The organism is Amycolatopsis sp. NPDC051372, assembly GCF_040682095.1.
Taxonomy (GTDB): domain Bacteria; phylum Actinomycetota; class Actinomycetes; order Mycobacteriales; family Pseudonocardiaceae; genus Amycolatopsis.
Window position 1 is genome coordinate 13,991 of sequence record NZ_JBFBAF010000038.1, and the last position, 22,715, is coordinate 36,705.

Below are 22,715 nucleotides of genomic sequence, written 5' to 3' on the forward strand. Positions count from 1 at the left end.
AGCACCCTCATAGGCGCGTACCCGCCCGGCCGTCCATACTCCGCGGTAACCCCGCGGAAGGAGCCCAGGATGGCCCGCCTCGCCCAGACCGCCGGCCTGACCGACGTGCAGTCCGAGATCCTCGCGACCGTGCGTTCGTTCGTGGACAAGGAGGTCATCCCGCACGCTCAGGAGCTGGAGCACGCGGACGCCTACCCGGCGGAGATCGTCGAGGGCATGAGGGCGCTGGGCCTGTTCGGCCTCACCATCCCCGAGGAGTACGGCGGCCTCGGCGAGTCGCTGCTCACCTACGCGCTCGTCGTGGAGGAGATCGCGCGCGGCTGGATGAGCGTCTCGGGCGTCATCAACACGCACTTCATCGTCGCGCACATGATTTCCCGCCACGGCACCGAAGAGCAGAAGCAGCGCTACCTGCCGCGGATGGCCACGGGTGAGGTGCGCGGCGCGTTCTCGATGTCGGAGCCGGACCTGGGTTCCGACGTCGCCGCGATCAAGACCCGGGCCCTTTGCGACGGCGACGACTACGTGATCGACGGCGCGAAGATGTGGCTCACCAACGGCGGCACCTCGAACCTCATCGCGTTGCTCGTGAAGACCGACGAAGGCGCGCCGAAGGCCCACCACAACCTGACGACGTTCCTCGTCGAGAAGCCCGAGGGCTACGGCGAGGTGCTGCCGGGCCTCACCATCCCGGGGAAGATCGAGAAGATGGGTTACAAGGGCGTCGACACCACCGAGGCGGTGTTCGACGGCTTCCGCATCGGCGCCGGCCAGGTACTCGGCGGCGCGCCCGGCGAGGGCTTCGCGTACATGATGGACGGTGTCGAGGTCGGCCGCGTGAACGTGGCGGCGCGGGCGTGCGGCATCGCGATCCGCGCGTTCGAGCTGGCGGTGGAGTACGCGCAGCAGCGCAAGACGTTCGGCAAGCCGATCGCCGAGCACCAGGCCATCGCGTTCAAGCTCGCGGAGATGGCGACGAAGGTCGAGGCCGCCCACCTGATGATGGTGAACGCCGCGCGGCTCAAGGATTCCGGCGTCCGCAACGACGTCGGGGCCGGCATGGCGAAGCTGCTCGCATCGGAATACTGCGCCGAGGTCACGCAGGACGCGTTCCGCATCCACGGCGGCTACGGCTACTCCAAGGAGTACGAGATCGAGCGGCTCATGCGCGAGGCACCGTTCCTGCTGATCGGCGAAGGCACCAGCGAGATCCAGAAGACCATCATCAGCCGCGGGCTGCTGCGCGAGTACAAGTCGAAATCCTGAGCGGCTCCGAGTACCCGAGTTCACACCGGAGTGCGCGAAACCGCTCGTACCCTGGACCAGTGAGCGAGCTTTCGGACACCGAGCTGACGCGCGCAGCGCAGTCCGGTGACGTGACGGCGCTCGGCGCGCTGCTCGCGCGCCACGAAGCCGGCATGCGCGGCGTCGCGATCGCGCTCCTCGGTTACACGGCCGAGGCCGACGACGCCCTGCAGGACGCGGCCGTGGTCGCGCTGCGGCGGATCGGCGACGTCCGCGACCCGGCCGCGGTCGGTGCGTGGCTGCGGATGGTGGTGCGCAACGCCTGCCGCGCACGGCTTCGGTCCACACGCGACATTCCCGTCGCCGACGGCTGGGACCTCACGGCGTCCACGCTCGCCACTCCCGAGCAGCTGCTCGACGACCACGCGCTGCGCGACTGGGTCTCCCACGCCGTCGAACAGCTCTCGCCGCCCGTGCGGCTCGTGATGCTGCTGCGGCACTTCTCGCTCGGCGTGACGTCGTACGAGCAGATCGCGCGGGCGCTCGGCATCCCCGTCGGCACCGTGCGCAGCCGGCTGAACCAGGGCCGCGCCAAGCTCGCCGAAGCCCTGCGCGCCACCGCGGCTTCGGCCCACGACGACGCCGGCGCGCTCGTCGCGGGCAGCAAGCTCGACGCGCTGGACACCCTGGCCGCGGCCGAACGCGGCGAGTTCACCCGGGTCCTCGCCGACCGGTGGGCCGAGGACGTCGTGCTCACCGCGGGCGACGTCCGCGGTGTCGGCCACGACTTCCTGCTGCGCGGCATGGAGGGCGACCTCGCCGCCGGCGTGCGCCAGCGGCCGGTGCACATCGTCGCGAGCCGCGAGGTCGTGGTGTGGGAGATGGACCTGCTCAACCCACCCGACAACCCGACGCACTGCCCGCCCGGCGTCGCCTGGCTGATGAGGCTGGATGGCGGCCGCGTGGCAGAGCTGCGGCTCCACCACGCGCCTATGGCCGCCGTCACAGCGAACTGATCGAACCAACCCTCACCGCTGCGCATCGTGCGGGTGTCCACACACCCCGTACGAGACGGAGCACCCCGTGTCCGACCAAAACGTGACCGACCACCTCGCCCCCGGCACCCACACCGTCGAGCTCGACGGCCTCGTGCAGCGCTACCACGTCCACGGCACCGGCCCGGTGTGCCTCGCGCACTCCGGCGGCCCCGGCATCGACTGGGAGTACCTGCGCATGCCGGCCGTGGAGGAGCAGTTCACCGTCGTCTACCCGGAGCCCATCGGCACCGGCGGTTCGAGCCGGCTGGCCACGCACCCCGACGGCTACACGCGCGACCGCTACGTCCGCGCGGTCCTCGCCCTGCTCGACCACCTCGGGCTCGGGAAGACCCTCTTCCTCGGCCATTCCCATGGCGGTTTCGTCGCCCAGCGCCTCGCGCTGACGCACCCCGAGCGCGTCTCCGGGATCGTGCTCTACGACAGCGCGCCCGTCGTCGGAGCGGAGCACGGCGAGGAGCTGATGCGCCAGCTGGAGGAGTACGCGGCCCGCTCCGAAGGCGACCCCGGTCTGCCCGCCGTGCTCGCCGCGTTCCAGTCGCTCGGCTCGCTGTCGTCCGACGAAGACGTGACCACTGCCGTGCGCGGGATCCTGCCCGCGTACTTCGCCGACTTCCGCGGCCGCGTCGCCGAGTTCGGCCCGATGCAGGACCAGGTGAGCGGCGGGTACATCTCCGGCCGCGACGCCGAGGGCACGCCCGAGTTGTTCGACGACCGCCCGGTGCTGAACACGATCGAGGTGCCGGCACTCGTGGTCGTCGGCCGCTACGACGTGATCTGCGGGGTGCGCTGGGGCCGCGAGCTGCACGACGGGATCCCGGGCTCGCGGCTCGTGGTCCTGGAGCACAGCGGGCACTTCGGCCACCTGGAGGAGCCCGAGCTGTTCGCCGACGCGGTGGTCGGTTTCGCGAAGGGCCTGGACCACTGACGCACCGAGGGTGAACGGCATTCACCAGTACGCGGTTCGCACGGTTCGCCGGTTCTTGACAAGATGGACCCCTCGGACCGGACGAGTACGCAGGTGATGATGGTGAGCAGTCCCTTTGGTGGTGGACGGCCGGCCGGGCCGCCGCGGCTTCCGACGCCGCCCACCGGCTGGCCGATCGGGTCGTACGGCACTTACCAGGAAGCCCAGCGCGCGGTGGACTTCCTGGCGGAGAGCGAGTTCGCGGTCACGGACGTGACGATCGTCGGGGTTGACCTGATGCTTGTGGAGCGCGTGATCGGCAGGCTCACGTGGGGCCGGGTCCTGGGCGCGGGCGCGATGTCCGGCGCGTGGTTCGGCTTGTTCGCCGGGCTGCTGCTGGGCCTGTTCGTGAACCAGGGCTTCGCGTTGCAACTGCTCACCGGGCTCGTGCTCGGTGTCCTTTCGGGTCTGTTGTTCGCCGGCATCGGTTACCGCGCGGCCCGCGGGCGCCGTGACTTCTCGTCCGCGAGCCAATTGGTGGCCGGGCGTTACGACGTGCTGTGCCAGCCGCGTTCGGCCGAACAGGGGCGGGAACTGCTCTCGAAGCTGGCGTTGAAGCCGCCACCCGCCACTGCCTGACACCCGTTCTCCACTGCCCGGCGCCGCATCCCCGTGGTGCCGAGCAGTGAAGAACTGGGGCCGATTAGGGGGCGTCCTGGGCCGAATTCGGGTTGTGCCGTTGGCGAATTCGTGCTGAGTCACCCGAATGGAAGCACGGTCGGCCGACAGTTCACCCCGGTAATTCCGGCGTTTCGCGCTGCGCAAGCCTGAATCGTTACGGATACTGCTTGCGGGGTGTGATCGCCGGGCATAGGTTGTCCGACACCAGTCGGGCGGCCGCGTCCTCCAGCGCGACCGGCCGAGCACTGGCACGTCGGGGTGCTGGCGCGACTCGCCTCATCGCGTCGTGATGCCTGGGGGCGTCACGGTAACCGGCGTGCGCGGGTGAGGAGGCTTTTGTTCGATGGGGAAGAAGAGGCTACGGGGTCGCTCGCCCGCCCGAACGGGTGCGCTGCTGGCCGCCGGATTGATGACCACGGGTCTGCTCGCCGCGTGTGGCACAGGCTCGGGACCGATGAAGATCAACGTGTACTACGCGCCCGAGGACAATTTCCAGACCGTTGTGGACAACTGCAACAAAGCCGCGAACGGGCGCTACGAAATCGTCTACAACAAACTCCAGCGCGGTGCCGACGACCAGCGAATCCAGATGGCGCGGCGGCTCGCCGCCGGTGACACGTCCATGGACATCCTCGGTCTCGACGTGACGTGGGTGTCGGAGTTCGCCGAGGCCGGCTGGGCCGAGGAGTGGACGGGCCAGAACAAGGCCGCCGCGTCCGACGGCGTGCTGCAGGGCCCGCTCGAGACGGCCACTTACAACGGGAAGCTCTACGCCGCACCGAAGAACACCAACGTGCAGCTGCTCTGGTACGACGACCGCATCACCCCGAACCCGCCGAAGACGTGGGACGAGATGATGCAGATGTCGCAGCAGCTCAAGAAGGAGAAAAAGCCGTACAGCATCGTGTTCACCGGTGCGCAGTACGAAGGCCTGGTCGTCATCTACAACACGCTGGTGGAGTCACTCGGCGGCCACATCCTGTCCGACGACGGCAAGTCCGTGGTGATGGACCAGGGCGCGGTGGACGCGCTGGCGCTGCTCAAGCAGGTCACGTCGTCGGGCATCACGGACCCGTCGCTGACCAACCAGAAGGAGGACGACGTCCGCCAGACGTTCCAGCGCGGCAACGCCGCGTTCGAGCTCAACTGGCCGTTCGTCTACGCCTCCTACGCCGAGGAGAAGCCGCAGGACCTGTCGCACTTCAAGTGGGCGGTGTACCCCGAGGCGAAGGCCGGCATGCCGGCGAAGACGACCATCGGCGGTTACGACCTCGCGGTGAGCACGTACTCGCAGCACAAGCCCGAGGCGTTCGAAGCCGCGTTGTGCTTGCGCAGTGCGGAGAACCAGAAGTTCTCGGCCATCAACGACGGCGTGCCGCCGACCATCGAATCGGTGTACCACAACGACGTTCCGCTCGACCCGTCGAAGCCGGCGTCGAACGACAACCCGAACATGGCCATCAAGTACCCGATGCGCGACACCATCCTCGACGCGTTGAAGACTGCCGCGGTGCGCCCGCTTTCCCCGGCGTACCAGAACGCGTCCACGGTCATGTCGAAGATCCTGTCGCCGCCTTCGGAGATCAACCCGCCCGTGACGGCCCAGCAGCTGCGGGAACAACTCAGTGACGCGCTCCAGTCGAAGGGAGTGATCCCGTGACCGTCCAGGACCCCTCAACCGGTACCGCCGACACCACCGACACCACCGGCGCACCGGCCGCGCACGAGGTCGTGAGCCACCGCAAGGGAAAACCCGCTCTCAGCGAGGGGAAGAGGGCCGAACGGCGGCTGGGCCTGTGGCTCTGCGCGCCGGCCTTCCTCGTGATGATCGCGGTGACGGGCTACCCGATCGTCTACTCGATCTGGCTTTCGCTGCAGCGCTACGACCTGCGGTTCCCGGCGCAGCAGGAGTTCGTCGGGTTCGCCAACTACGGGGCCGTGCTCACGAGCTCGTACTGGTGGACCGCGTTCGGCACCACGATGTTCCTGACCGTGGTGTCGGTGGCGATCGAGTTCGCGCTCGGCATGGCGCTCGCGTTGATCATGCACCGCACGCTGGTGGGTCGCGGGCTCGTGCGCACCGTCGCGCTGATCCCGTACGGCATCGTCACCGTCGTGGCCGCGTTCTCGTGGTACTTCGCGTGGACGCCGGAGACCGGCTACCTCGCGAACGCCCTCGGCGAAGGCGCGGCGCCGCTCACCGAGCAGTGGCCGTCGCTGTTCATCATCATCCTCGCCGAGGTGTGGAAGACCACGCCGTTCATGGCGCTGCTGCTGATGGCCGGTCTCGCATTGGTGCCGGAGGACCTGCTCAAGGCCGCCGCGATGGACGGCGCGAGCGCGTGGCAGCGGTTCACCAAGGTGATGCTGCCGGTGATGAAACCCGCGATCCTCGTCGCGCTGCTGTTCCGCACGCTCGACGCGTTCCGCATCTTCGACAACATCTACGTGCTCACGAACGGAGCGCAGGATACGGGATCGGTGTCGATGATGACCTACGACAACCTCGTCAAGGGTCTCAACCTCGGCATCGGGTCCACGATGGCCGTGCTGATCTTCATCACGGTGGCGATCATCGCGTTCCTGTTCATCAAGGTGTTCGGCACCGCCGCACCCGGTACGGACGACGGGGGTAAACGCTGATGGCCATCGGTGGTGCGGTCACGACCGGCCGCAAAGTGAGCTGGGGCCTCATCGACATCCTCGTCGTGGCCTTCGCGCTGATCCCCGTGCTGTGGATCATCTCCCTGTCCTTCAAGACGAAGGACACGCTCAACGACGGCAGCTTCTGGCCCCAGCAGTGGACGCTGAAGAACTACGCCGACATCTTCCAGACGTCGGAGTTCCTGCGGGCCTTGGTGAACTCGATCGGCATCGCGGTGATCTCCACGGTGATCGCGGTGGTGCTGGGCACGATGGCGGCCTACGCCATCGCGCGCCTCGAGTTCCCCGGGAAACAGCTGCTCGTCGGGCTTTCCCTGCTGATCGCGATGTTCCCGCAGGTCTCGCTCGTCACGCCGCTGTTCAACATCGAGCGCAACCTGGGTCTCTTCGACACGTGGACGGGCCTGATCCTGCCCTACATCACGTTCGCCCTGCCGCTTTCGATCTACACGCTCTCGGCGTTCTTCCGGGAGATCCCGTGGGAGCTCGAAAAAGCGGCGAAGATGGACGGCGCGACGCCGGCCCAGGCCTTCCGGAAGGTGATCGCGCCGCTGGCCGCGCCGGGCGTGTTCACCACGGCGATCCTGGTGTTCATCTTCTGCTGGAACGACTTCCTGTTCGCCATCTCGCTGACGTCCACCACGGCGTCGCGCACGGTGCCGGCCGCGTTGTCGTTCTTCACCGGGTCTTCGCAGTTCGAGGACCCGACGGGCCAGGTGAGCGCGGCCGCGGTCGTGATCACCATCCCGATCATCCTGTTCGTGTTGTTCTTCCAGCGTCGCATCGTGGCGGGGCTGACGTCCGGTGCGGTGAAGGGCTGACCCATGGCTGAAATCGTCCTCGACAAAGTTTCGAAGCGTTACCCCGACGGCGCGCTTGCGGTGTCCGAAGTGGACATCACCATCGCGGACGGCGAGTTCATCATCCTCGTCGGCCCGTCCGGCTGCGGGAAGTCGACCACCCTCAACATGGTGGCCGGGCTGGAGGACATCTCGTCCGGCGAGCTGCGCATCGACGGCAAGCGTGTGAACGAGCGGGCGCCGAAGGACCGCGACATCGCGATGGTGTTCCAGTCCTACGCGCTCTACCCGCACATGAGCGTGCGCGAGAACATGGCGTTCCCGTTGCGGCTGGCCAAGGTGGCGGACGCGACGGTGAAGGCGAAGGTGGAGGAGGCGGCGAAGATCCTCGACCTCACCGCGCACCTGGACCGCAAGCCGTCGAACCTCTCCGGTGGCCAGCGCCAGCGCGTGGCGATGGGGCGCGCGATCGTGCGCAACCCCAAGGCGTTCCTGATGGACGAACCACTGTCCAACCTGGACGCCAAGCTGCGTGGGCAGATGCGCACGTCGGTGTCGAAGATCCAGAAGCAGCTGGGCACGACCACGCTGTACGTGACCCACGACCAGACCGAGGCCATGACGCTGGGTGACCGCGTGGTGGTGCTGCGGGCCGGGTACGTGCAGCAGATCGGCTCGCCGCAGTTCCTCTACGACAACCCGGCGAACCTGTTCGTGGCCGGGTTCATCGGCTCGCCGTCGATGAACTTCGTCCCGGCGACGCTGGAGAACGGCGAGCTGCACAGCCCGCTGGGCACCACGCCGCTCACCGACCGCGTCCGCCGCATGGCCGAGGCCGCCAACGCCCCGCGCGAGGTGATCGCCGGCATCCGGCCGGAGAACTTCGAGGACGCGTCGCTCGTCGACGCCGCCCAGCGCGGCGCCGGTTCCACGTTCACCGCGCACATCGACGTGCTCGAGTCGATGGGCTCGGAGAAGTTCGCGCACTTCACCGTGGAAGGCGAGGTGGCCACGTCGGCCGAGCTCGCCGAGCTGGCCGCCGACAGCGGTTCCGCCGACGTGCCGGGCGCCGAGTCACTCATCGTGGCCCGGCTCTCGGCCGAGTCCCAGGCCGCGGAGAACGCGGACCTGGAGATCTGGTTCGACGCGGACAAGGTGAAGCTGTTCGACCCGAGCAACGGCCGGAACCTGACCTACCAGGAATAGGTTCCTGCCCGCGAAGGCCCCTTCACGCTCAGCTCGGGAAGGGGCCTTCGTCGTGCTCAGGGGATCTTCGCGAACACCAGCGCCGCGACCTGGCTCGCGACCGGGCACGCGGCCGCGCCGCTCGAACCGCTCGTGTCCACCACGCTCACCACCGCCTGCTCGCCGCGCCCCGGGGTGTCGGGCGACGGCTGAGTGGTCGTCAGGTGGCAGAACGCTCCGTCGGTGCTCTGGCGCGCCGTGCGGCCGCCGAGGGTTGTGGTCGCGCCGGTGGGTGCCTGTTTCTGCACGGAGAACGCGACGCTCACCGTGCCGCGGATGCAGGAGTGGCCCGACAACCCGGCCGAGGGCTGCGTGCCGGCACCGGCGATCGTGTCGAGCTCGTGGACGTTGAGCAGCGCGCACGGGTCGACGCGGCCCCACGAGCGGTCGGGGAACTGGTGGTGGCGCACCTTGCCGCCGCTCGCGGCCGCGAGGACCCCGCCCACCACGGCGTCGGCGTCGGAGCAGCGGTCGGCCGACGCGCCGGCGCCCTCGGCGTCGGTCACGGCGACGTTGAGGCGGATGCCGTCGGCGAATGTCACCACGCGTGAGCAGGTTTTGTCGGGCGTGAACCCGGCCTGCTGCACGGCGACGCCGTCGGGGAGCGGCCCGGAGTACTCGTACGGCTTCACGTTCGGGTCGGCGTCGGCGGCCAGCGGGCCCACGCTCACCGTGTGCTGCCTGCCGCTGCGCACGTAGTCGGTCCGGCAGTCGGTGAACGACGAGTCGGGGTCGTCGGCCGTCGCGCCGCGCAGGCGGGAGACGTCGAGCAGGCTGCAGTAGTCGAGCGTGGTGAAGTCGCCGAGCGCCGCAACGGCCGTCATCGGCGAGGGGGCTTGCGAGACGGGCGCGGGGGCGGCGGCCGAGGAGCAGCCGGCGAGCAGGAGCGCGCCACCGAGCGCGACGACAACGGGTCCGAAGGGGGAGCGCACGGGGTGCAGTATCACCACGAATCGTGCGAAAAATCAGCCCTGACAGGGAAATCCCACAGTGCGCTGTGGTGTTCACGCAGGTCAGCGCCGTGAAATCGGACGCCGGTCCGTGCGTGGCGGGCGGGCCGGCTCGGGCCCTTAGGGGTCCGAATCGTCCCGGGGAGCGATGTGCTCGCGGCGCGTTCCTGGTGTCCTGGAGTCACGAACCCAACGGGAGGGACCACGATGACCGCACCTGTCACGCAGAGGCTGAGCCGCCCGCGCAACGACCGCATGATCGGCGGCGTGTGTGCCGGGCTCGCCCGCCGCTTCGGCACCACGCCGGGCAAGGTCCGCGTGCTCGCGCTGCTGTCCTGCCTGCTGCCCGGCCCGCAGTTCGTCGCCTACCTGATCCTCTGGGCCGTCATGCCCAGCGAGTGACGTCCGGCCGCACCGAAGCCGTGAAGGGCACCCGCGTGGTGCTCTTCACGGCTTTTCGCGCGGAACCGGGGGAGCGGCCGGATGCGGGTGGCGCGGCTGGCGCCACGCGCACATCGCCTGATCGATCTCGGCCTGGTCGAGCCCCGGGTGCGGCAGCTCGGTCGCGCGGCCCGGCTCGGCGCGCAGGCCGTCGAGGATCAGCGCGAGACAGCGGCGCCACAGGTGCGGCTCCACGGCGCTGGTGTACTCGACCGCCGCGCCGACCATCTGGTGGATCAGCGGCAGATCGGTGGGCACGAGGTCGGCCCGCAGCTGCCCGGACTCCTGCGCGCGCTCCATCAGCCGCGTGATGAGCGGCACCATGTGCGCTTTCACCTCGGCCACGTGCTCGTGCCCGAACGCCTTGGACAGCATGATCTCCCGCAGCCCGCGGTCGGCGGAGTGCAGCTCGACCGTGCGCCACACGAAGTCGACGAAGCCGTCCCACGGGTCTTCGGCGCCCAGCGCCTGCTCCGCGAGGTCGGCGATGTCCTGCAATTGCTCGACGAACATCGCCTCGACCAGGTGTTCCTTGCTGGGGAACCGCCGGTAGACGGTGCCGACGCCCAGGCCGGCGTGGTGGGCGACGTCGTCAAGCGTCGCCTCCAGCCCGCGTTTGCCGAAGACGGCGCGAGCGGATTCGAGGATGCGCCGGCGGTTGAGCTCGGCATCACGCCGCAGCGGCCGCGCCGGTGCGGCGTCCGGTGGCATGACGCCCAGGTTACCAAAAGAAGTCGAGGCACCATCTCCGGTTTTTGTGTACCTTGGGCCAAGTAAGGGGAGGGACCTACTCCGCATAGCGCTTTGAGCACTATCCGTGAGAGAAATCCGCATGCCTGACTCGACGGCCACGCTCGAGCGTCCGGGGGAGGACGCGCCGAGCCACGCCGAAAACCCGCACCACTCCAGACGCTGGGCCATCCTCGTGATGATCGGCCTGGCCCAGCTGATGGTGGTGCTCGACGCCACCGTCGTGAACATCGCGCTGCCTTCCGCGCAGGTCGACCTCGGTTTCTCCAACGACGCCCGCCAGTGGGTCGTCACCGCGTACGCGCTCGCGTTCGGCAGCCTGCTGCTGCTCGGCGGGCGGCTCGCGGACCTGTTCGGCCGCAAGAACGCGTTCCTCGTGGGCCTGGCCGGCTTCGCCGCGGTGTCCGCGATCGGCGGCGCGGCGAGCAGCATCGAGATGCTGCTGATCGCCCGCGCGGCACAGGGTGTGTTCGGCGCGCTGCTCGCGCCGGCCGCGCTTTCCCTGCTCACCACCACGTTCACCGACCCGAAGGAACGCGGCCGCGCGTTCGGCGTGTTCGGCGCGATCGGTGGTGGCGGTGCCGCCATCGGCCTGCTGCTGGGCGGCGTGCTCACCGAGTACCTCGACTGGCGCTGGTGCATGTTCGTGAACATCGTGTTCGCGGTCATCGCCTTCATCGGCGGCGCGCTGCTGCTGCGCCGCCAGGAGTCCGACGGCCCGCGGCCGAAGCTCGACCTCCCGGGCACGATCAGCGCGTCGGCCGGTCTCTTCGCGCTCGTCTACGGCTTCTCCAACGCCGAGCACGACTCGTGGGGCTCGATCTCGGTGTGGGGTTTCCTCGCGGCGGGGCTGGCGCTGCTGGCGACGTTCGTCGTGCTGCAGCAACGCGTGAAGCACCCGTTGCTGCCGATGCGCGTGCTGCTCGACCGCGACCGCGGCGGCTCGTACATCGCGATGTTCCTCATCGCGATCGGGATGTTCTCGATCTTCCTGTTCCTCACGTTCTACGTGCAGCAGAACCTGAAGTTCACGCCCATCGAGAGCGGGTTCGGCTTCCTGCCGATGGTCGCCACGCTCATGGCGGCCGCGACCACGGCGACGAGCGTGCTGCTGCCGCGATTCGGGCCGAAGCCGCTGGTGCCCACGGGCATGCTGATCGCCGCGGGCGGTCTGCTGTGGCTGAGTGCGATCGACGCCGGCAGCACCTACGCCGGAGGCGTGCTGGGACCGCTCATGGTGCTCGGCGTGGGCATCGGCCTGTCGATGGCGCCGGCGATGAGCGTCGCGACCTTCGGGGTCGAGCTGCACGACGCGGGCGTCGCGTCGGCGACGGTCAACACGATGCAGCAGGTGGGTGGCTCGATCGGCACCGCGCTGCTGAGCACGCTCGCGGGCAACGCCGCGACGGCGTTTCTGGCCGGGCGCGCGCCCACGCCGCAGCTCGTCGCGGAGGCAGCCGTGCACAGCTACACCACGGCGTTCACCTGGGCCGCGGTCATCTTCGCGGTCGGCGCGGTGATCACCGGGCTGCTGCTGCGCCCGGGCGCCCCGCGCGGTACGGCCGTGGTGTCGGCGGTCCATGTCTGACCACTGTTGTCTGCCTCGGCTCCGCCGAGGCGGCGAGATCGCCGCAAGCCGGCTTCTTCCCTCCCGATTTTCGTGCGGCCCAGGGGCCGCACGAAAATCGCTCAGTCCAGAAGCCGGCGCGATCTCGCGAGTGGCTGGGCGTCTGACCACTGACCGTTCTTTTTTCAACACCGGTAACCCACGCCGCGGCCCGCGCGACTCACCGGACATGACGGACCCGGCGAAGGTCTTCTTCCGCAATCCGAGCTACGACGGCCAGTTCGTGCGCACGCTCAACGCCGCGGTGGTGCACGCGGCCGACCTCGGCGAGGCGTTCGCGACCGCGCGCGGCCTCGACAAGCTCTCCGGCGGTGGCTGGTACGACGCGTGGTTGGCCACCGCGGATCGTGCTCGCGTCGCGGCGGACTCGGCGCTGGCCGCCGGGGACCGCGTGAGCGCGCGCCACGCGTTCCTGCGCGCGAGCGAGTACTTCCGGCAGGCGTACTTCTTCATTCGGTCCGATGTGGACGATCCGCGGCTGCAGTCCGCGTACCGCGGTCACGTCGAGGCGTTCGCGGAGGCCGCGAAGCTCCTCGAGTACCCCGCCGAAGCGGTGCGGATCCCATACGAGGACACGACTCTGCACGGCTACTTCTTCGCTCCGCACGCGTCCAGCACGCCGCGGCCCACCGTCGTACTGCCGTGCGGCTACGACTCCACGGCCGAATCCGGCTGGCTCGACGTGCCCGGCGCCGTCGACCGCGGCTACAACGTGCTCGTGTTCGACGGCCCCGGGCAAGGCGAGACGCTCTACATCCAGCACCGGTACCTGCGCCACGACTTCGAAAACTTGCTCACCCCCGTGCTCGACTGGCTGCTCGACCGGCCCGAGGTCGACCCGGAGAAGGTGGTCCTCGTCGGCCGGTCGTTCGCCGGGTACCTCGCGCCGCGCGCGGCGACGGCCGAGCACCGGATCGTCGCGCTCGTGTGCGACCCGGCGCAGCCGGACCTCGGCGCGCGGGTGCCGTCCGGCCCGGCCGCACTGGCGGCCGCGCCCGCGGTGCGGGTGCAGATGCGGCGCAACGCCGACCGCGCGGAGTTCTTCCGCGCCCGCATGGCCGCCCACGGCATCGACTCCGTCCGCGAGTACTTCGCCGAGTTGCGGCGGTTCACCATGCTCGCCGACGCGGCGAACATCACCTGCCCGGCCCTGCTCGTGGAGTCTGAACACGACTTCACGGGCGGCGGCGGCCCAACACTGCGCGACGCGCTCACCACCAAAGCCCAGGTCGTCCGGCTCACCGCGGCCGAAGGCGTCGACGGCCACTGCGCCGGCCTCGGCCAGCAGGTGTGGACGGGCACCGTCTACCCGTGGCTGTCGAAGACGTTGTGAGATCGCGCCGGCTTCTGGACTGAGCGATTTCCGTGCGGCCCCTGGGTCGCGCGGAAATCGGGAGGGAAGAAGCCGGCTTGCGGCGATCTCACCGCCTCGGCGGAACCGAGGCAGAAGAAACTGCTGAAAACCGTTCCCACGCCGATTGCCGCGTCACGCCCAGTGCCTCGCCGATGCGCGCCCAGGCCACACCGCGCGACCGCAGCAGGTCCACCTGAGCCTGGATGCGTCCGTCGGCCTGGGCGCTCACCATGGCCATGCGCGGGATACTCTGCAGGATCTCGTCGTCGGACTTCCGTTCCCACAGCGTCACTTCCGGCGTGGCCGGCTCGTGCTGCCCGGCGAGGATCTCGCCGCACAGGCTCACGCAGCCGTCGCAGATGTACACACCCGCGCCGGAGATGAGCTTGCTGACCTCGTCGGCGCGCTTGAGGCAGAAGGAGCAGTAGCTGTCGTCGGTCATCGGACCTCCCCAGGAACATGTCAGGACGTCCCTGACACTAGCCGTGTCAGGGAGGTCCTGACAAGGGTCAGTGGCGACGGGAGCGCAGCGCCTCGATCACGTCGTCGTCCCAGCGGTGGGTGCGGATGAGCCGGTAGCGCTCGGCGGCGACCCACAGGTACGCCTCGGCGTCGGTGCGGTCGCCGACCAGGTCGGCCTGGCGGAGCATGCCGGTGACGGGCGTGAACTCCTCGTCGAACCAGCGCTGCGCGAGCCCGGCGCGATCGGTGAAGCGGCCCTCGTCCTGCATCAGCCGGAAGCCCCACGCCTCCACGTGCTCGCCGAGCTGCGCGTAGTCCCACGGGTCCGACATGATCACCGACGCCCGCGCGTGGCCGGTCAGCGGCACGCGTTCGAGGAACAGCCGCCGGTAGTCCTTCACGATCAGGTCGCCGCGGTAGCGGATGCCGTTGGGGTTGAGCTTCGTGCGCACCGCGGTGACCTGGGCCTCTAGTGTGGACAGACCCTGTGCGTGGGCGACGGACACGCGATGGTGGCCGTCGATGATGAAGTGCAGCTCGCCCACGCGGTACACCTCGATCGGCGGGATCGCTTCCCCTCGGCGGGCCGCGAGCGCGAGCCGCTCCCAGCGTTCGCGCACGCGCCCGGACGTCGGGCGGAAGCGGCGGTCGAAGTCGCGGCTGCGGTCCACGGTGCCCACGATCGAGTCCAAAGTGATCACTCGCAGCCCGATGCGCGACTCGCCGGCGTAACCCAGCGCGTCGACGACTTCGTGGAACGGCAGCATGATGTTCACGTCGTCGGGCTCGCGGCGCAGCCACGTGGACAGTCGCGAAAGGACCTGGCCGCGGCGGGCGCGCAGGAAGTCGTGTTCGGCGTCGGCGCGCGGGAAGCCAGTGGGTCTGGTCATTGCGGGAACTCCATGATCCGGTGGCCCACCACGTTGCGCACGCGGGTGGTGCCGACCACGCGGTCGGGCACCGGTTCGCCGTGCGGGTGGATGTGGCCGTGCAGCAGCCAGCGCGGCCGCAGCGTGGCGATCGTGCGGTGCAGGCAGGCGAAACCGCGGTGCGGTGGGTCTTCGCGGTCCCCGAGGTGCAGCGGAGGGGAGTGGGTGAGCAGCACGTCGACCTCGCGCCCGTCGCGGCGGCGCCACTTCGCGCGCCATTCGAGCCTGCGGGCCCGGCGCGACTGCTGGCGTTGCGTCCATTGGTTCGGGCCGTCGTTGTATCGGATCGAGCCGCCGAGCCCGGCGAACCGGAGGCCGGCGACGTCGACCACCCGTCCGTCGGCGTTGATCCCGCCCGCGGGGCCGGGCCATTCGGTGGGGAAACCGTCCTTCATGGACAGTCCGCCGTAGCGGGTGTACCCACTCAGGTCGGGATCGTGGTTGCCCGGAACGAACACGCACGGCACGTCGAGCGCGCCGGCGAGGAACTCGAGGTAGTCGTACGGCAGGTCGCCGGCGGCGACCACGAGGTCGACGTCGAGCGAGCGGACCGCACCGGTCCACAGCCGTTCGTCGACCTCGTCGGCCACCACCAGCGCTTTCGGCATGCGCCCAGGGTAAGGCCTGGTGGCGTCACTTCATGCCGTGAGAGAAACCCGGGTTGAGGGTGATCACGGTGACGATGCCGAGGATCCAGACGATCCCGAGGGTCAGGGCCCAGAACTTGAGGTTGGTCAGCAAACGAGGCATGGGAGTACTCCTGTAGTGCTACCGGGTGAAGGAACGGGGACCGCGTGGCGGCCTAGAGCCAGCCGTTCTTCCGGAATATTCGGTACAGGAGCAGGCAGATCGCGAAGATCACCGTGACCGCGATCGGGTAGCCGAACTTCCAGTGCAGCTCGGGCATGTAGTCGAAGTTCATGCCGTAGATCCCCGCGCCCATCGTGGGAACGGTGATGATCGCGGCCCACGCGGTGATCTTGCGCATGTCGGTGTTCTGCTGCAGCGAGATCTTCGCGACGGTGGCGTCGACCAGGGTGCTCAGCAGCTCGTCGAACGCGGCCACGCGCTCGGACACGGTCACGAGGTGGTCGGCGACGTCGCGGAAGTACGAGCGCACCTCGTCGGGCACCAGCCGCGTGTAGCCCTCGGCCAGGCGCGAGACGGGCGTGGCGAGCGGCAGCACGGCGCGGCGCAGCTCCAGCACTTCCCGCTTCATCAGGTAGATCTGCTCGGCGCTCACCAGCGAACGCGGCGCGAACACCTGTGCCTCGATCTCGTCGATGTCGGACTCGATGCGGCTCGAGACCTCGAGGTAGTGGTCCACCACGTGGTCGGCGATGGCGTGGACCACCGCGGCCGGGCCGAGGTTCAGGCGTTCCTGGTCGTCGTCCATGTCGCGGCGCAGCCGGGCGAGGCCGGAGTGGTTGCCGTGGCGCACGGTGATCACGAAGTCGCGGCCGAGGAACACCATGAGCTCGCCGGTCTCGACGATCTCGTTGGCCGTCGTCGGCGACTCGTGCTCCACGTAGCGGACGGTCTTGAGCACCAGGAAGAGCGTGTCGTCGTAGCGCTCGAGCTTCGGCCGCTGGTGGGCTTCCAGTGCGTCTTCCACGGCCAGCTCGTGGAGCCCGAACGTGTCGGCGATGCCCTGGATCTGCTCTCCGTCCGGTTCGTGCAGTCCGATCCAGACGAACCCCGCGTGCCGCTTGCGCACCTCTTTGATGGCGTCGGAATGCGTCCAGCGGCCGGGCAAGCGCGCGCCGTCGACGTACACCGCGCAGTCGACGACGTACGCCGACAAGGGCACGGGGATCGGCCGCTCGAGCATCGGCTTGGTGCGGCTGCCGCCGCGGCCGCGAAGGCCTCCGAGGGAGGGGATGGCAGGCATGGGATCTCCTGGGCTGGCGTCGTGGTGGAGCACGAAGACGACGGCCAGGCGGACTTCAGCGTCCGTCCGGCATCACCGGCGTTCCCTGTTCGCCGGACCTACCAGGAGAGAGATCGGCCGGCCGGCTCGGCGGGAACGCTGGGACTACTAGGGAGCGGACTATCGCCACTACTCATGGGGCGTTCCTCACCTCCTTCAGGCCGGCGCGATTGTGAGACGCGGAGAGTGGTGGGGCTCGCGTTGACGCACGAACACCAATGGTCGAGGGTACTCCTCACCACCGGTGAGTGTCGCAAGTGGCTCAGGCGGGGTTACCGATCCGGCCAAAAGCAGGCCGACCCCCACGCGGCACGTAACCGTTGCTACGAAGTCATTCGGCGTGATGTGGTCGGATTGGTAACGATCGGCACAGTACCCCGGCACGGAGTTGTTCGAAGAGGAGCGCGGGTGGCCATCGCCCTGGAAGAGATCAAGCAGCGGTTGCGCACGTTCGCCGAGGTCGAGGCGCGCGGCGTCTCGCCGCTGTACGAGCACCTCGCCGCGCAGTCGGCCGAGGACGACGACGTCGCCGGCCTGCTCACCGACGCTCGCGGCGGCGAGGCTCGCGGCACCCTGCTGCTGGCCACGGCCCACCGCCTCATCCAGGCCGACCCGATCCACCCGCTGTCGCGCTACTACCCGTCACTGGGCGGTTTCGACGGCGTGGACAACGAGACCTGGCCGCTGTTCCGCACCTTCCTGCTGGAGCGCGCGGACAAGGCCCGTCAGATCATTTCGACTCGCTACACCCAGACCAACGAGGTCCGCCGCGCCTCGCTCGTGTACCCCGCGGTCGCAGCGGCCGCGAAGGAAGCGGGCGGCAAGATCGCCCTGCTCGAGGTCGGCTGCAGCGCGGGTTTGCTGCTCGGCCTCGACCGCTTCTCCTACCGCTACCAGTGCGACGGCGGCGAGCAGCTCGTCGCCGGACCCGCCAAGGCCGCCGTCGGCCTGCACTGCGCCCTGGACCTCGCGCCCGGCGCGGTGCTGCCGAAGCTGCCGAAGAAGGTCTCCATCGCCGCGCGCGCCGGTCTGGACCGTGCCCCCGTCGACCTCGCCGACGAGGACGAGCTGGCCTGGCTGGAAGCCTGCGTCTGGGCCGACCAGCCGGATCGCATCCGGCTCCTTCGCACGGCCGCCGCGGAACAGCGCAAACACGTGCCGCCCCTGATCGCCGGCGACGGCGTGGACGACCTGGCCGCGGCCGCGGCGACGTTGCCGGCCGAGCTGCCGCTGGTGGTCCTCACCAGCCACGCGCTGGCCTACTTCGGCGACCGTCGGGCCGACTTCGTGGCCGCGTTGGCTTCGCTCGCGGCTACGCGCCCCCTGTGGTGGGTCACGGAGGGCTTCTACGCGGCCGGTCTCAAGCTCGTGATGCCGGATCGCACGGACCTGGACGCACCGGCGCCCGGCTCGTCGGACTCCTGCGTGCTCGGCCTGGTCTCGTGGTCCGACGGCAAGCCCGTGGCCCGCGCGCTGGCCCGGACCACGCCGCGCGGGCAGCGCATGACGTGGCTGCCCGCCTGACCGCTCGCGCAGGCGCACCAGCTGCACCAGCTGCACGCTGTGTCACCTGTGTCACATTCACCCCATCGGTCACACCCGCGCACCGCTCGCCCATGCGTCCACACATGCATGCATTGATGCGGAATTGCTCAACCCGCATTTCCCGTGCTCATCCGCCGATCGGTGCGGGGATAACACCATTCACCGACGTGCGAAATCCACGAACATTCGCGCAAGCAATCGGCGCACCGCGGAAATGCACCGACTTGACTCAGGTCCTCGGCAGCGCGCCCCAGTCACGCAGCGTGATGAAAAGCAAGTCCACGAGCAGGCCCGAGGTGTGCAGCTCCACCAGTTCGGCCGAGTCGACCCAGCGGGCGTCGTCGGCGTCGTCGCCGGCGGTGAGGGTTCCGGCCGCGACGGTGCACTCGTAGTCCCGGATGTCGTAGGGGCCGCGGGCGACCATGCCCACGAATGTGTGCGGTGTCACGTCGAGGCCGGTCTCTTCGCGCAGCTCGCGAACGACGGCTTCGGTGTCCGTTTCGCCCTGTTCGACCCGGCCGCCGGGCAACGACCAGAGGCCCTTGCCCGGATCGTGACCGCGCTGGATGAGCAGCAGTCTGCCCTGGTCGTCGAACACGATGCCGCCCACGCAGGGCACTCGGATGTCCATGAGTGTCAACCCCTGGATTCGTCACGCTGTACACGGAGAGTAGCCATACGGTACACTTCGGACGGCCTGCTGACCCATGCGCGGGACTTTCCTGCCGCGTGGGTGGTTGGTGCGGTACAACGTAGAAAGTCAGTTTTCCGGTGCCACGTTTAGAGACGGGATTGATCGCTGTGAACGCGAAGAAGCTTGCGGGTCTCGTGGGTATCGCGTTGGTGCTGTTCTTCGTGATCGCTCAGCCGAACCAGGCGGCGGGACTCGTCGGCAACATCGTCGAATTCCTCCGTAGCTCGGCCGAATCGGTGGTCTCGTTCGTCAGCAACGTGTTCAACGGCTGACGGAGGATAACCTCGAGACATGTTCGCGCCACGCGACCCCGACGAGTACCTGCTCGACACCGAGCGGCGGGTCATTCGCATCCGCCGCCACTGGGCAGTGCTGCTCTGGGACACGTTCGAGGCGGCGGCCCTGCTCGCCGTCTGTGTGCTGGTCTCGTACCTGCTGCCACCGTCGTTGTGGGTGGTGCAGAACATCCTCTGGTACGTCGCGCTGCTGGTCGTGCTGCGGTTCGCCTACGCGGTCGTCCAGTGGTGGGTCGAGCGCCTCGTCGTCACGGACAAGCGCTTCGTGCTGACCAAGGGCGTCATCACCACGAAGGTGCTGATGATGCCCATCACGAAGGTCACCGACCTCACCTACGAGCGGCCCGGCTGGGGCCGGGTGCTCGGTTACGGGACGATGGTCGTCGAGTCCGCCGGTCAGATCCAGGCGCTGAACCGCATCGACTACCTGCCTCGGCCCGAGGAGTTCTACGACACGATCTCGGAGCTCGTGTTCGGCGACAAGCAGAAACAGGCCGAGCGCTTCTCCATGATCAAGGCGCAGCGTGCCGCGAGGGGCAAGAAGCCCGTCGGCTGACCTGCGGGCGTTGTCCCAGGTACCGGCGTCGCTGTGATGCAGCGCATCGTCGAGAATGGTCACGATGCGCATCGACCTGCACGCCCACTCCACGGCCTCCGACGGCACTGACAGCCCTTCCGGGCTTGTCCAAGCCGCCGTCCGGGCCGGCCTCGACGTGGTCGCGATCACCGACCACGACACCACCGCCGGCTGGGCGCCGGCGGCGGAGGCCGTCCCGCCCGGGCTGACTCTCGTCCCCGGCGCCGAGCTGTCCACCGTGTCCGTCGACCCGGAAACGGGCTGGCGGATCAGCGTGCACCTGCTCGCATACCTCTTCGACCCGACCGCGCCCGCGCTGGTCGCCGAGCAGACGCGCCTGCGGGCCGAACGCCGCACGCGGCTGCGCGCGATGGCGGCCCGCATGGCCGCCGACGGCCTCCCGATCGACGCCGACGAGATCATGGGCCTGCTGCCCGCCGACTCGCCGGCCGGCCGGCCGCACCTCGCGCAGGCGCTCGTGCGCGCCGGGCTGGTGTCGAGCGTCGACGAGGCCTTCGCGGAGTACCTCGGCAGCCGCCGCGGCTACTACGTGCCGCGCCACGACACCGCCGTCGAGGAGGCGATCGACATGATCGTCGCCGCGGGTGGCGTCACGGTGATCGCGCACCCGTTCGCCTACAGCCGCGGCGCGACGATCAGCGAGGACACCCTGCGCGACCTCGCCCGCCGAGGCTTGACCGGCGTCGAGGTGGACCACCCCAACCACGAGCCGGCCACGCGCGTCCGCACGCGTGAGCTCGCCGACGAGCTGGGGCTCATCCGCACCGGGTCGAGCGACTACCACGGCACGAACAAGACGATCGGCCTCGGCCAGGAGACGACCGACCCCGGTCAGTTCGAGCAGCTCGTCGCACGCGCCACCGGGTCGCAGATCGTGAAGGGCTGAGATGGGCGTCGCGCAGTTCTTCGACGCGAAGCTGTTCATCAGTGCCACCATCACTCTCATCGTCATCATGGACCCGCCGGGCACGGTGCCGGTGTTCCTGAGCCTGGTCGGCCGCAAGCCGATGGCCACGCGCGTGAAGGCGGCGCGTCAAGCGGTGCTGGTTTCGCTGCTGGTCATCACGCTGTTCGCCGTCGCCGGGCAAGCGATCCTCGCGTACCTCGGCATCGGCATCCCTGCGCTGCAGGGCGCTGGTGGCCTGCTGCTCCTGCTCATCGCGCTGCAGCTGCTCACGGGCAAGGGCGGCAACGAACCCGAAGCGACCGACGACGTCAATGTCGCCCTCGTGCCCCTCGGCACGCCGTTGCTCGCCGGCCCGGGCGCCATCGCGGCGACGATCGTGTTCGTCCGCCAGGCCGACGGCCACCTCGGCGCCTACATCGCGCTGGGGTGCGCGATCATCGCCGTGCACTTCGTGATCTACACGTGCATGCGCTTCTCGGGCGTGGTCATCCGGCTGATCAAGGAAAGCGGCATCACGCTCGTCGCGAAGATCGCGGGTCTGCTGCTGGCGGCGATCGCCGTGGAGCTGGTGGCGAACTCCGTGAAAGGCTTCATCGCCGGGAACTTCTAGGCTCGGCCGGCAGTCGCTGCCCGAGGCGTGGATCTCGCGCACCGACACGGTTTCGCGGTTGCCGGGCCACGAGCCGCGGCGTTCGGCCGAGGGCCGCCCCGCGCCGGAAAGTGTCGGTGGTGGTGCGTAGCGTGGACGCCGGAACCGAACGGGGGTCGAGTGAAGGAACAGCTGGGGTTCGATTTCGGCGTCGAGCAGCCGCAGCGGCTCACGAAGGTGTCGCCGGCGCGGCTGAGCACGTTCGAGGACTGCCCGCGCCGCTACCGCCTGAGCTACCTGCAGCGCCCGACGCCGCAGCGCACCGGCCCGTGGGCGCACAGCACGCTGGGCGCGGTGGTGCACAACGCGTTGCGGGCATTGTTCGACCTGCCCGTCGCCAAGCGCACCGCGCAGCGCGCGATGGCGCTCGTGGGCGAGTACTGGAAGGACGCGGGGTTCGAGGACGCCGAACAGGCCGCGCGCTACCGGGCGCGGGCCAAGGGCTGGGTCGGGGAGTACGTGGAGGACCACGACGTCACCGACGACCCGATCGGCCTCGAGCGCTGGGTGTCCGCGCCGGTCAGCACCACCGGCGGGCAGCCCACGATGATCATCGAGGGCCGCGCCGACCGCATCGACCGGCGCGGCGGCGAACTGGTCATCGTCGACTACAAGACCGGCCGGCGCGCTCCCGACGAGTACGAGGCCCGCGCTTCGCAGGCGTTGGCCATGTACGCGGTGGCTTCTTCTCGCACACTTCGCATGCCCTGCACCAAGGTCGAGCTCCACCACCTGCCCACCGGCACGATCGCCGCGGCCGAACACACGCCCGACTCGCTCCGCCGCCACCTCCAACGCGCCGAAGAAACCGCGGGCGACTTACGCCTCGCCACGGATACCCTCGACGCAGGCGCCGACGGCGACGCCCTGTTCCCCGCCCGCCCCGACCGCCGCTGCTCCTGGTGCGACTTCCGTCCGAGCTGTGCGGAAGGCCAGCAGGCCGCGCCCGCGTCCCAGCCGTGGGACCTCCTGGCGCCTTGACCGCC

General features: G+C 69.3%; 24 protein-coding genes. 17 read left to right on the plus strand and 7 right to left on the minus strand.

The window, feature by feature from the left end:
* Window positions 1-69: 69 nt before the first annotated feature.
* The 8 genes from AB0M56_RS41335 to ugpC all read left to right on the plus strand — a co-directional run bounded on the left by AB0M56_RS41335 (window position 70) and on the right by ugpC (window position 8,558).
* Window positions 70-1,266 carry an acyl-CoA dehydrogenase family protein gene (locus AB0M56_RS41335; RefSeq protein ID WP_364186461.1) on the plus strand — a complete coding sequence of 399 codons (1,197 nt, stop codon included), beginning with the start codon at window positions 70-72 and terminating at the stop codon, window positions 1,264-1,266.
* Window positions 1,267-1,325: 59 nt separating this feature from the next.
* On the plus strand, window positions 1,326-2,261 hold the full coding sequence (locus AB0M56_RS41340) for a sigma-70 family RNA polymerase sigma factor (RefSeq protein ID WP_364186463.1): 936 nt from the start codon (window positions 1,326-1,328) through the stop codon (window positions 2,259-2,261).
* A gap of 67 nt (window positions 2,262-2,328) precedes the next feature.
* Window positions 2,329-3,228, plus strand: a complete 900-nt coding sequence (locus AB0M56_RS41345; protein WP_364186465.1) for an alpha/beta hydrolase — start codon at window positions 2,329-2,331, stop codon at window positions 3,226-3,228.
* A gap of 96 nt (window positions 3,229-3,324) precedes the next feature.
* Window positions 3,325-3,846, plus strand: a complete 522-nt coding sequence (locus tag AB0M56_RS41350; RefSeq protein WP_364186568.1) for a general stress protein — start codon at window positions 3,325-3,327, stop codon at window positions 3,844-3,846.
* Window positions 3,847-4,231: 385 nt separating this feature from the next.
* The gene (locus AB0M56_RS41355) at window positions 4,232-5,548 is read left to right on the plus strand and encodes an ABC transporter substrate-binding protein (protein WP_364186467.1); all 1,317 of its coding nucleotides are present in this window, start codon (window positions 4,232-4,234) and stop codon (window positions 5,546-5,548) included.
* Between the two features lie 71 nt (window positions 5,549-5,619).
* The gene (locus AB0M56_RS41360) at window positions 5,620-6,531 is read left to right on the plus strand and encodes a sugar ABC transporter permease (protein WP_364186569.1); all 912 of its coding nucleotides are present in this window, start codon (window positions 5,620-5,622) and stop codon (window positions 6,529-6,531) included.
* On the plus strand, window positions 6,531-7,373 hold the full coding sequence (locus AB0M56_RS41365) for a carbohydrate ABC transporter permease (RefSeq protein WP_364186469.1): 843 nt from the start codon (window positions 6,531-6,533) through the stop codon (window positions 7,371-7,373). The genes AB0M56_RS41360 and AB0M56_RS41365 overlap by 1 nt, the downstream gene beginning before the upstream one ends.
* 3 nt (window positions 7,374-7,376) lie before the next feature.
* Complete coding sequence (gene ugpC, locus AB0M56_RS41370) at window positions 7,377-8,558, plus strand: sn-glycerol-3-phosphate ABC transporter ATP-binding protein UgpC (RefSeq protein WP_364186470.1); 1,182 nt, start codon at window positions 7,377-7,379, stop codon at window positions 8,556-8,558.
* Window positions 8,559-8,614: 56 nt separating this feature from the next.
* On the opposite strand, the gene AB0M56_RS41375 is transcribed toward ugpC, so the two are convergent.
* A complete protein-coding gene (locus AB0M56_RS41375) occupies window positions 8,615-9,529 on the minus strand; it encodes a hypothetical protein (RefSeq protein WP_364186472.1) in 915 nt (304 codons plus the stop codon).
* Between the two features lie 225 nt (window positions 9,530-9,754).
* On the opposite strand from AB0M56_RS41375, the gene AB0M56_RS41380 reads away from it, so the two are divergent.
* Window positions 9,755-9,949 (plus strand): PspC domain-containing protein, encoded by a 195-nt coding sequence (locus AB0M56_RS41380; protein WP_220246430.1) that lies wholly within the window; start codon window positions 9,755-9,757, stop codon window positions 9,947-9,949.
* A 45-nt stretch (window positions 9,950-9,994) separates the two neighbouring features.
* Here AB0M56_RS41380 and AB0M56_RS41385 read toward each other — a convergent pair whose 3' ends face one another.
* Complete coding sequence (locus AB0M56_RS41385) at window positions 9,995-10,699, minus strand: TetR/AcrR family transcriptional regulator (protein WP_364186474.1); 705 nt, start codon at window positions 10,697-10,699, stop codon at window positions 9,995-9,997.
* A 121-nt stretch (window positions 10,700-10,820) separates the two neighbouring features.
* Between AB0M56_RS41385 and AB0M56_RS41390 the strand changes: the two genes are divergently transcribed.
* Complete coding sequence (locus tag AB0M56_RS41390; protein ID WP_364186476.1) at window positions 10,821-12,326, plus strand: MFS transporter; 1,506 nt, start codon at window positions 10,821-10,823, stop codon at window positions 12,324-12,326.
* 208 nt (window positions 12,327-12,534) lie between these two features.
* Entirely contained in the window at window positions 12,535-13,698 is a 1,164-nt protein-coding gene (locus AB0M56_RS41395; protein ID WP_364186477.1) for an alpha/beta hydrolase family protein, read from the plus strand.
* Window positions 13,699-13,786: 88 nt separating this feature from the next.
* On the opposite strand, the gene AB0M56_RS41400 is transcribed toward AB0M56_RS41395, so the two are convergent.
* From AB0M56_RS41400 to corA, 4 genes are all read right to left on the minus strand, one after another.
* Window positions 13,787-14,161, minus strand: a complete 375-nt coding sequence (locus AB0M56_RS41400; RefSeq protein WP_364186479.1) for a ClpX C4-type zinc finger protein — start codon at window positions 14,159-14,161, stop codon at window positions 13,787-13,789.
* A 67-nt stretch (window positions 14,162-14,228) separates the two neighbouring features.
* The gene (locus AB0M56_RS41405; RefSeq protein WP_364186481.1) at window positions 14,229-15,071 is read right to left on the minus strand and encodes a chromosome partitioning protein ParB; all 843 of its coding nucleotides are present in this window, start codon (window positions 15,069-15,071) and stop codon (window positions 14,229-14,231) included.
* A complete protein-coding gene (locus AB0M56_RS41410) occupies window positions 15,068-15,718 on the minus strand; it encodes a metallophosphoesterase (RefSeq protein WP_364186482.1) in 651 nt (216 codons plus the stop codon). Before AB0M56_RS41410 ends, AB0M56_RS41405 begins: the two co-directional genes overlap by 4 nt.
* A 194-nt stretch (window positions 15,719-15,912) precedes the next feature.
* Window positions 15,913-17,001: a magnesium/cobalt transporter CorA gene (gene corA / locus AB0M56_RS41415; RefSeq protein WP_364186483.1), complete on the minus strand. Its 1,089-nt coding sequence runs from the start codon at window positions 16,999-17,001 to the stop codon at window positions 15,913-15,915.
* Window positions 17,002-17,448: 447 nt separating this feature from the next.
* Here corA and AB0M56_RS41420 point away from each other — a divergent pair, with 447 nt between their 5' ends.
* On the plus strand, window positions 17,449-18,564 hold the full coding sequence (locus AB0M56_RS41420; RefSeq protein WP_364186485.1) for a DUF2332 domain-containing protein: 1,116 nt from the start codon (window positions 17,449-17,451) through the stop codon (window positions 18,562-18,564).
* A 250-nt stretch (window positions 18,565-18,814) separates the two neighbouring features.
* Here the strand turns inward: AB0M56_RS41420 and AB0M56_RS41425 are convergent, their stop codons facing one another.
* Window positions 18,815-19,216 carry an NUDIX domain-containing protein gene (locus tag AB0M56_RS41425; protein WP_364186486.1) on the minus strand — a complete coding sequence of 134 codons (402 nt, stop codon included), beginning with the start codon at window positions 19,214-19,216 and terminating at the stop codon, window positions 18,815-18,817.
* A 170-nt stretch (window positions 19,217-19,386) separates the two neighbouring features.
* Here AB0M56_RS41425 and AB0M56_RS41430 point away from each other — a divergent pair, with 170 nt between their 5' ends.
* From AB0M56_RS41430 to AB0M56_RS41450, 5 genes are all read left to right on the plus strand, one after another.
* Window positions 19,387-19,551 (plus strand): hypothetical protein, encoded by a 165-nt coding sequence (locus AB0M56_RS41430; RefSeq protein ID WP_204091374.1) that lies wholly within the window; start codon window positions 19,387-19,389, stop codon window positions 19,549-19,551.
* Between the two features lie 19 nt (window positions 19,552-19,570).
* A complete protein-coding gene (locus tag AB0M56_RS41435; protein ID WP_220246440.1) occupies window positions 19,571-20,131 on the plus strand; it encodes a PH domain-containing protein in 561 nt (186 codons plus the stop codon).
* A 55-nt stretch (window positions 20,132-20,186) separates the two neighbouring features.
* Window positions 20,187-21,059 carry a PHP domain-containing protein gene (locus tag AB0M56_RS41440; RefSeq protein WP_364186488.1) on the plus strand — a complete coding sequence of 291 codons (873 nt, stop codon included), beginning with the start codon at window positions 20,187-20,189 and terminating at the stop codon, window positions 21,057-21,059.
* Between the two features lies 1 nt (window position 21,060).
* Complete coding sequence (locus tag AB0M56_RS41445; protein WP_354871416.1) at window positions 21,061-21,690, plus strand: MarC family protein; 630 nt, start codon at window positions 21,061-21,063, stop codon at window positions 21,688-21,690.
* 159 nt (window positions 21,691-21,849) lie between these two features.
* Window positions 21,850-22,710: a PD-(D/E)XK nuclease family protein gene (locus AB0M56_RS41450; RefSeq protein WP_364186490.1), complete on the plus strand. Its 861-nt coding sequence runs from the start codon at window positions 21,850-21,852 to the stop codon at window positions 22,708-22,710.
* Window positions 22,711-22,715: the final 5 nt, after the last annotated feature.

Bases quoted from the DNA above. Each gene is read 5' to 3' on its own strand.
- AB0M56_RS41335 (WP_364186461.1), top strand. From the start codon at position 70: ATGGCCCGCCTCGCCCAGACCGCCGGCCTGACCGACGTGCAGTCCGAG.
- AB0M56_RS41350 (WP_364186568.1), top strand. From the start codon at position 3,325: ATGATGGTGAGCAGTCCCTTTGGTGGTGGACGGCCGGCCGGGCCGCCG.
- AB0M56_RS41355 (WP_364186467.1), top strand. From the start codon at position 4,232: ATGGGGAAGAAGAGGCTACGGGGTCGCTCGCCCGCCCGAACGGGTGCG.
- AB0M56_RS41365 (WP_364186469.1), top strand. From the start codon at position 6,531: ATGGCCATCGGTGGTGCGGTCACGACCGGCCGCAAAGTGAGCTGGGGC.
- ugpC (WP_364186470.1), top strand. From the start codon at position 7,377: ATGGCTGAAATCGTCCTCGACAAAGTTTCGAAGCGTTACCCCGACGGC.
- AB0M56_RS41380 (WP_220246430.1), top strand. From the start codon at position 9,755: ATGACCGCACCTGTCACGCAGAGGCTGAGCCGCCCGCGCAACGACCGC.
- AB0M56_RS41385 (WP_364186474.1), bottom strand. From the start codon at position 10,699: ATGCCACCGGACGCCGCACCGGCGCGGCCGCTGCGGCGTGATGCCGAG.
- AB0M56_RS41390 (WP_364186476.1), top strand. From the start codon at position 10,821: ATGCCTGACTCGACGGCCACGCTCGAGCGTCCGGGGGAGGACGCGCCG.
- AB0M56_RS41395 (WP_364186477.1), top strand. From the start codon at position 12,535: ATGACGGACCCGGCGAAGGTCTTCTTCCGCAATCCGAGCTACGACGGC.
- AB0M56_RS41400 (WP_364186479.1), bottom strand. From the start codon at position 14,161: ATGACCGACGACAGCTACTGCTCCTTCTGCCTCAAGCGCGCCGACGAG.
- AB0M56_RS41405 (WP_364186481.1), bottom strand. From the start codon at position 15,071: ATGACCAGACCCACTGGCTTCCCGCGCGCCGACGCCGAACACGACTTC.
- AB0M56_RS41410 (WP_364186482.1), bottom strand. From the start codon at position 15,718: ATGCCGAAAGCGCTGGTGGTGGCCGACGAGGTCGACGAACGGCTGTGG.
- corA (WP_364186483.1), bottom strand. From the start codon at position 17,001: ATGCCTGCCATCCCCTCCCTCGGAGGCCTTCGCGGCCGCGGCGGCAGC.
- AB0M56_RS41425 (WP_364186486.1), bottom strand. From the start codon at position 19,216: ATGGACATCCGAGTGCCCTGCGTGGGCGGCATCGTGTTCGACGACCAG.
- AB0M56_RS41435 (WP_220246440.1), top strand. From the start codon at position 19,571: ATGTTCGCGCCACGCGACCCCGACGAGTACCTGCTCGACACCGAGCGG.
- AB0M56_RS41440 (WP_364186488.1), top strand. From the start codon at position 20,187: ATGGTCACGATGCGCATCGACCTGCACGCCCACTCCACGGCCTCCGAC.
- AB0M56_RS41445 (WP_354871416.1), top strand. From the start codon at position 21,061: ATGGGCGTCGCGCAGTTCTTCGACGCGAAGCTGTTCATCAGTGCCACC.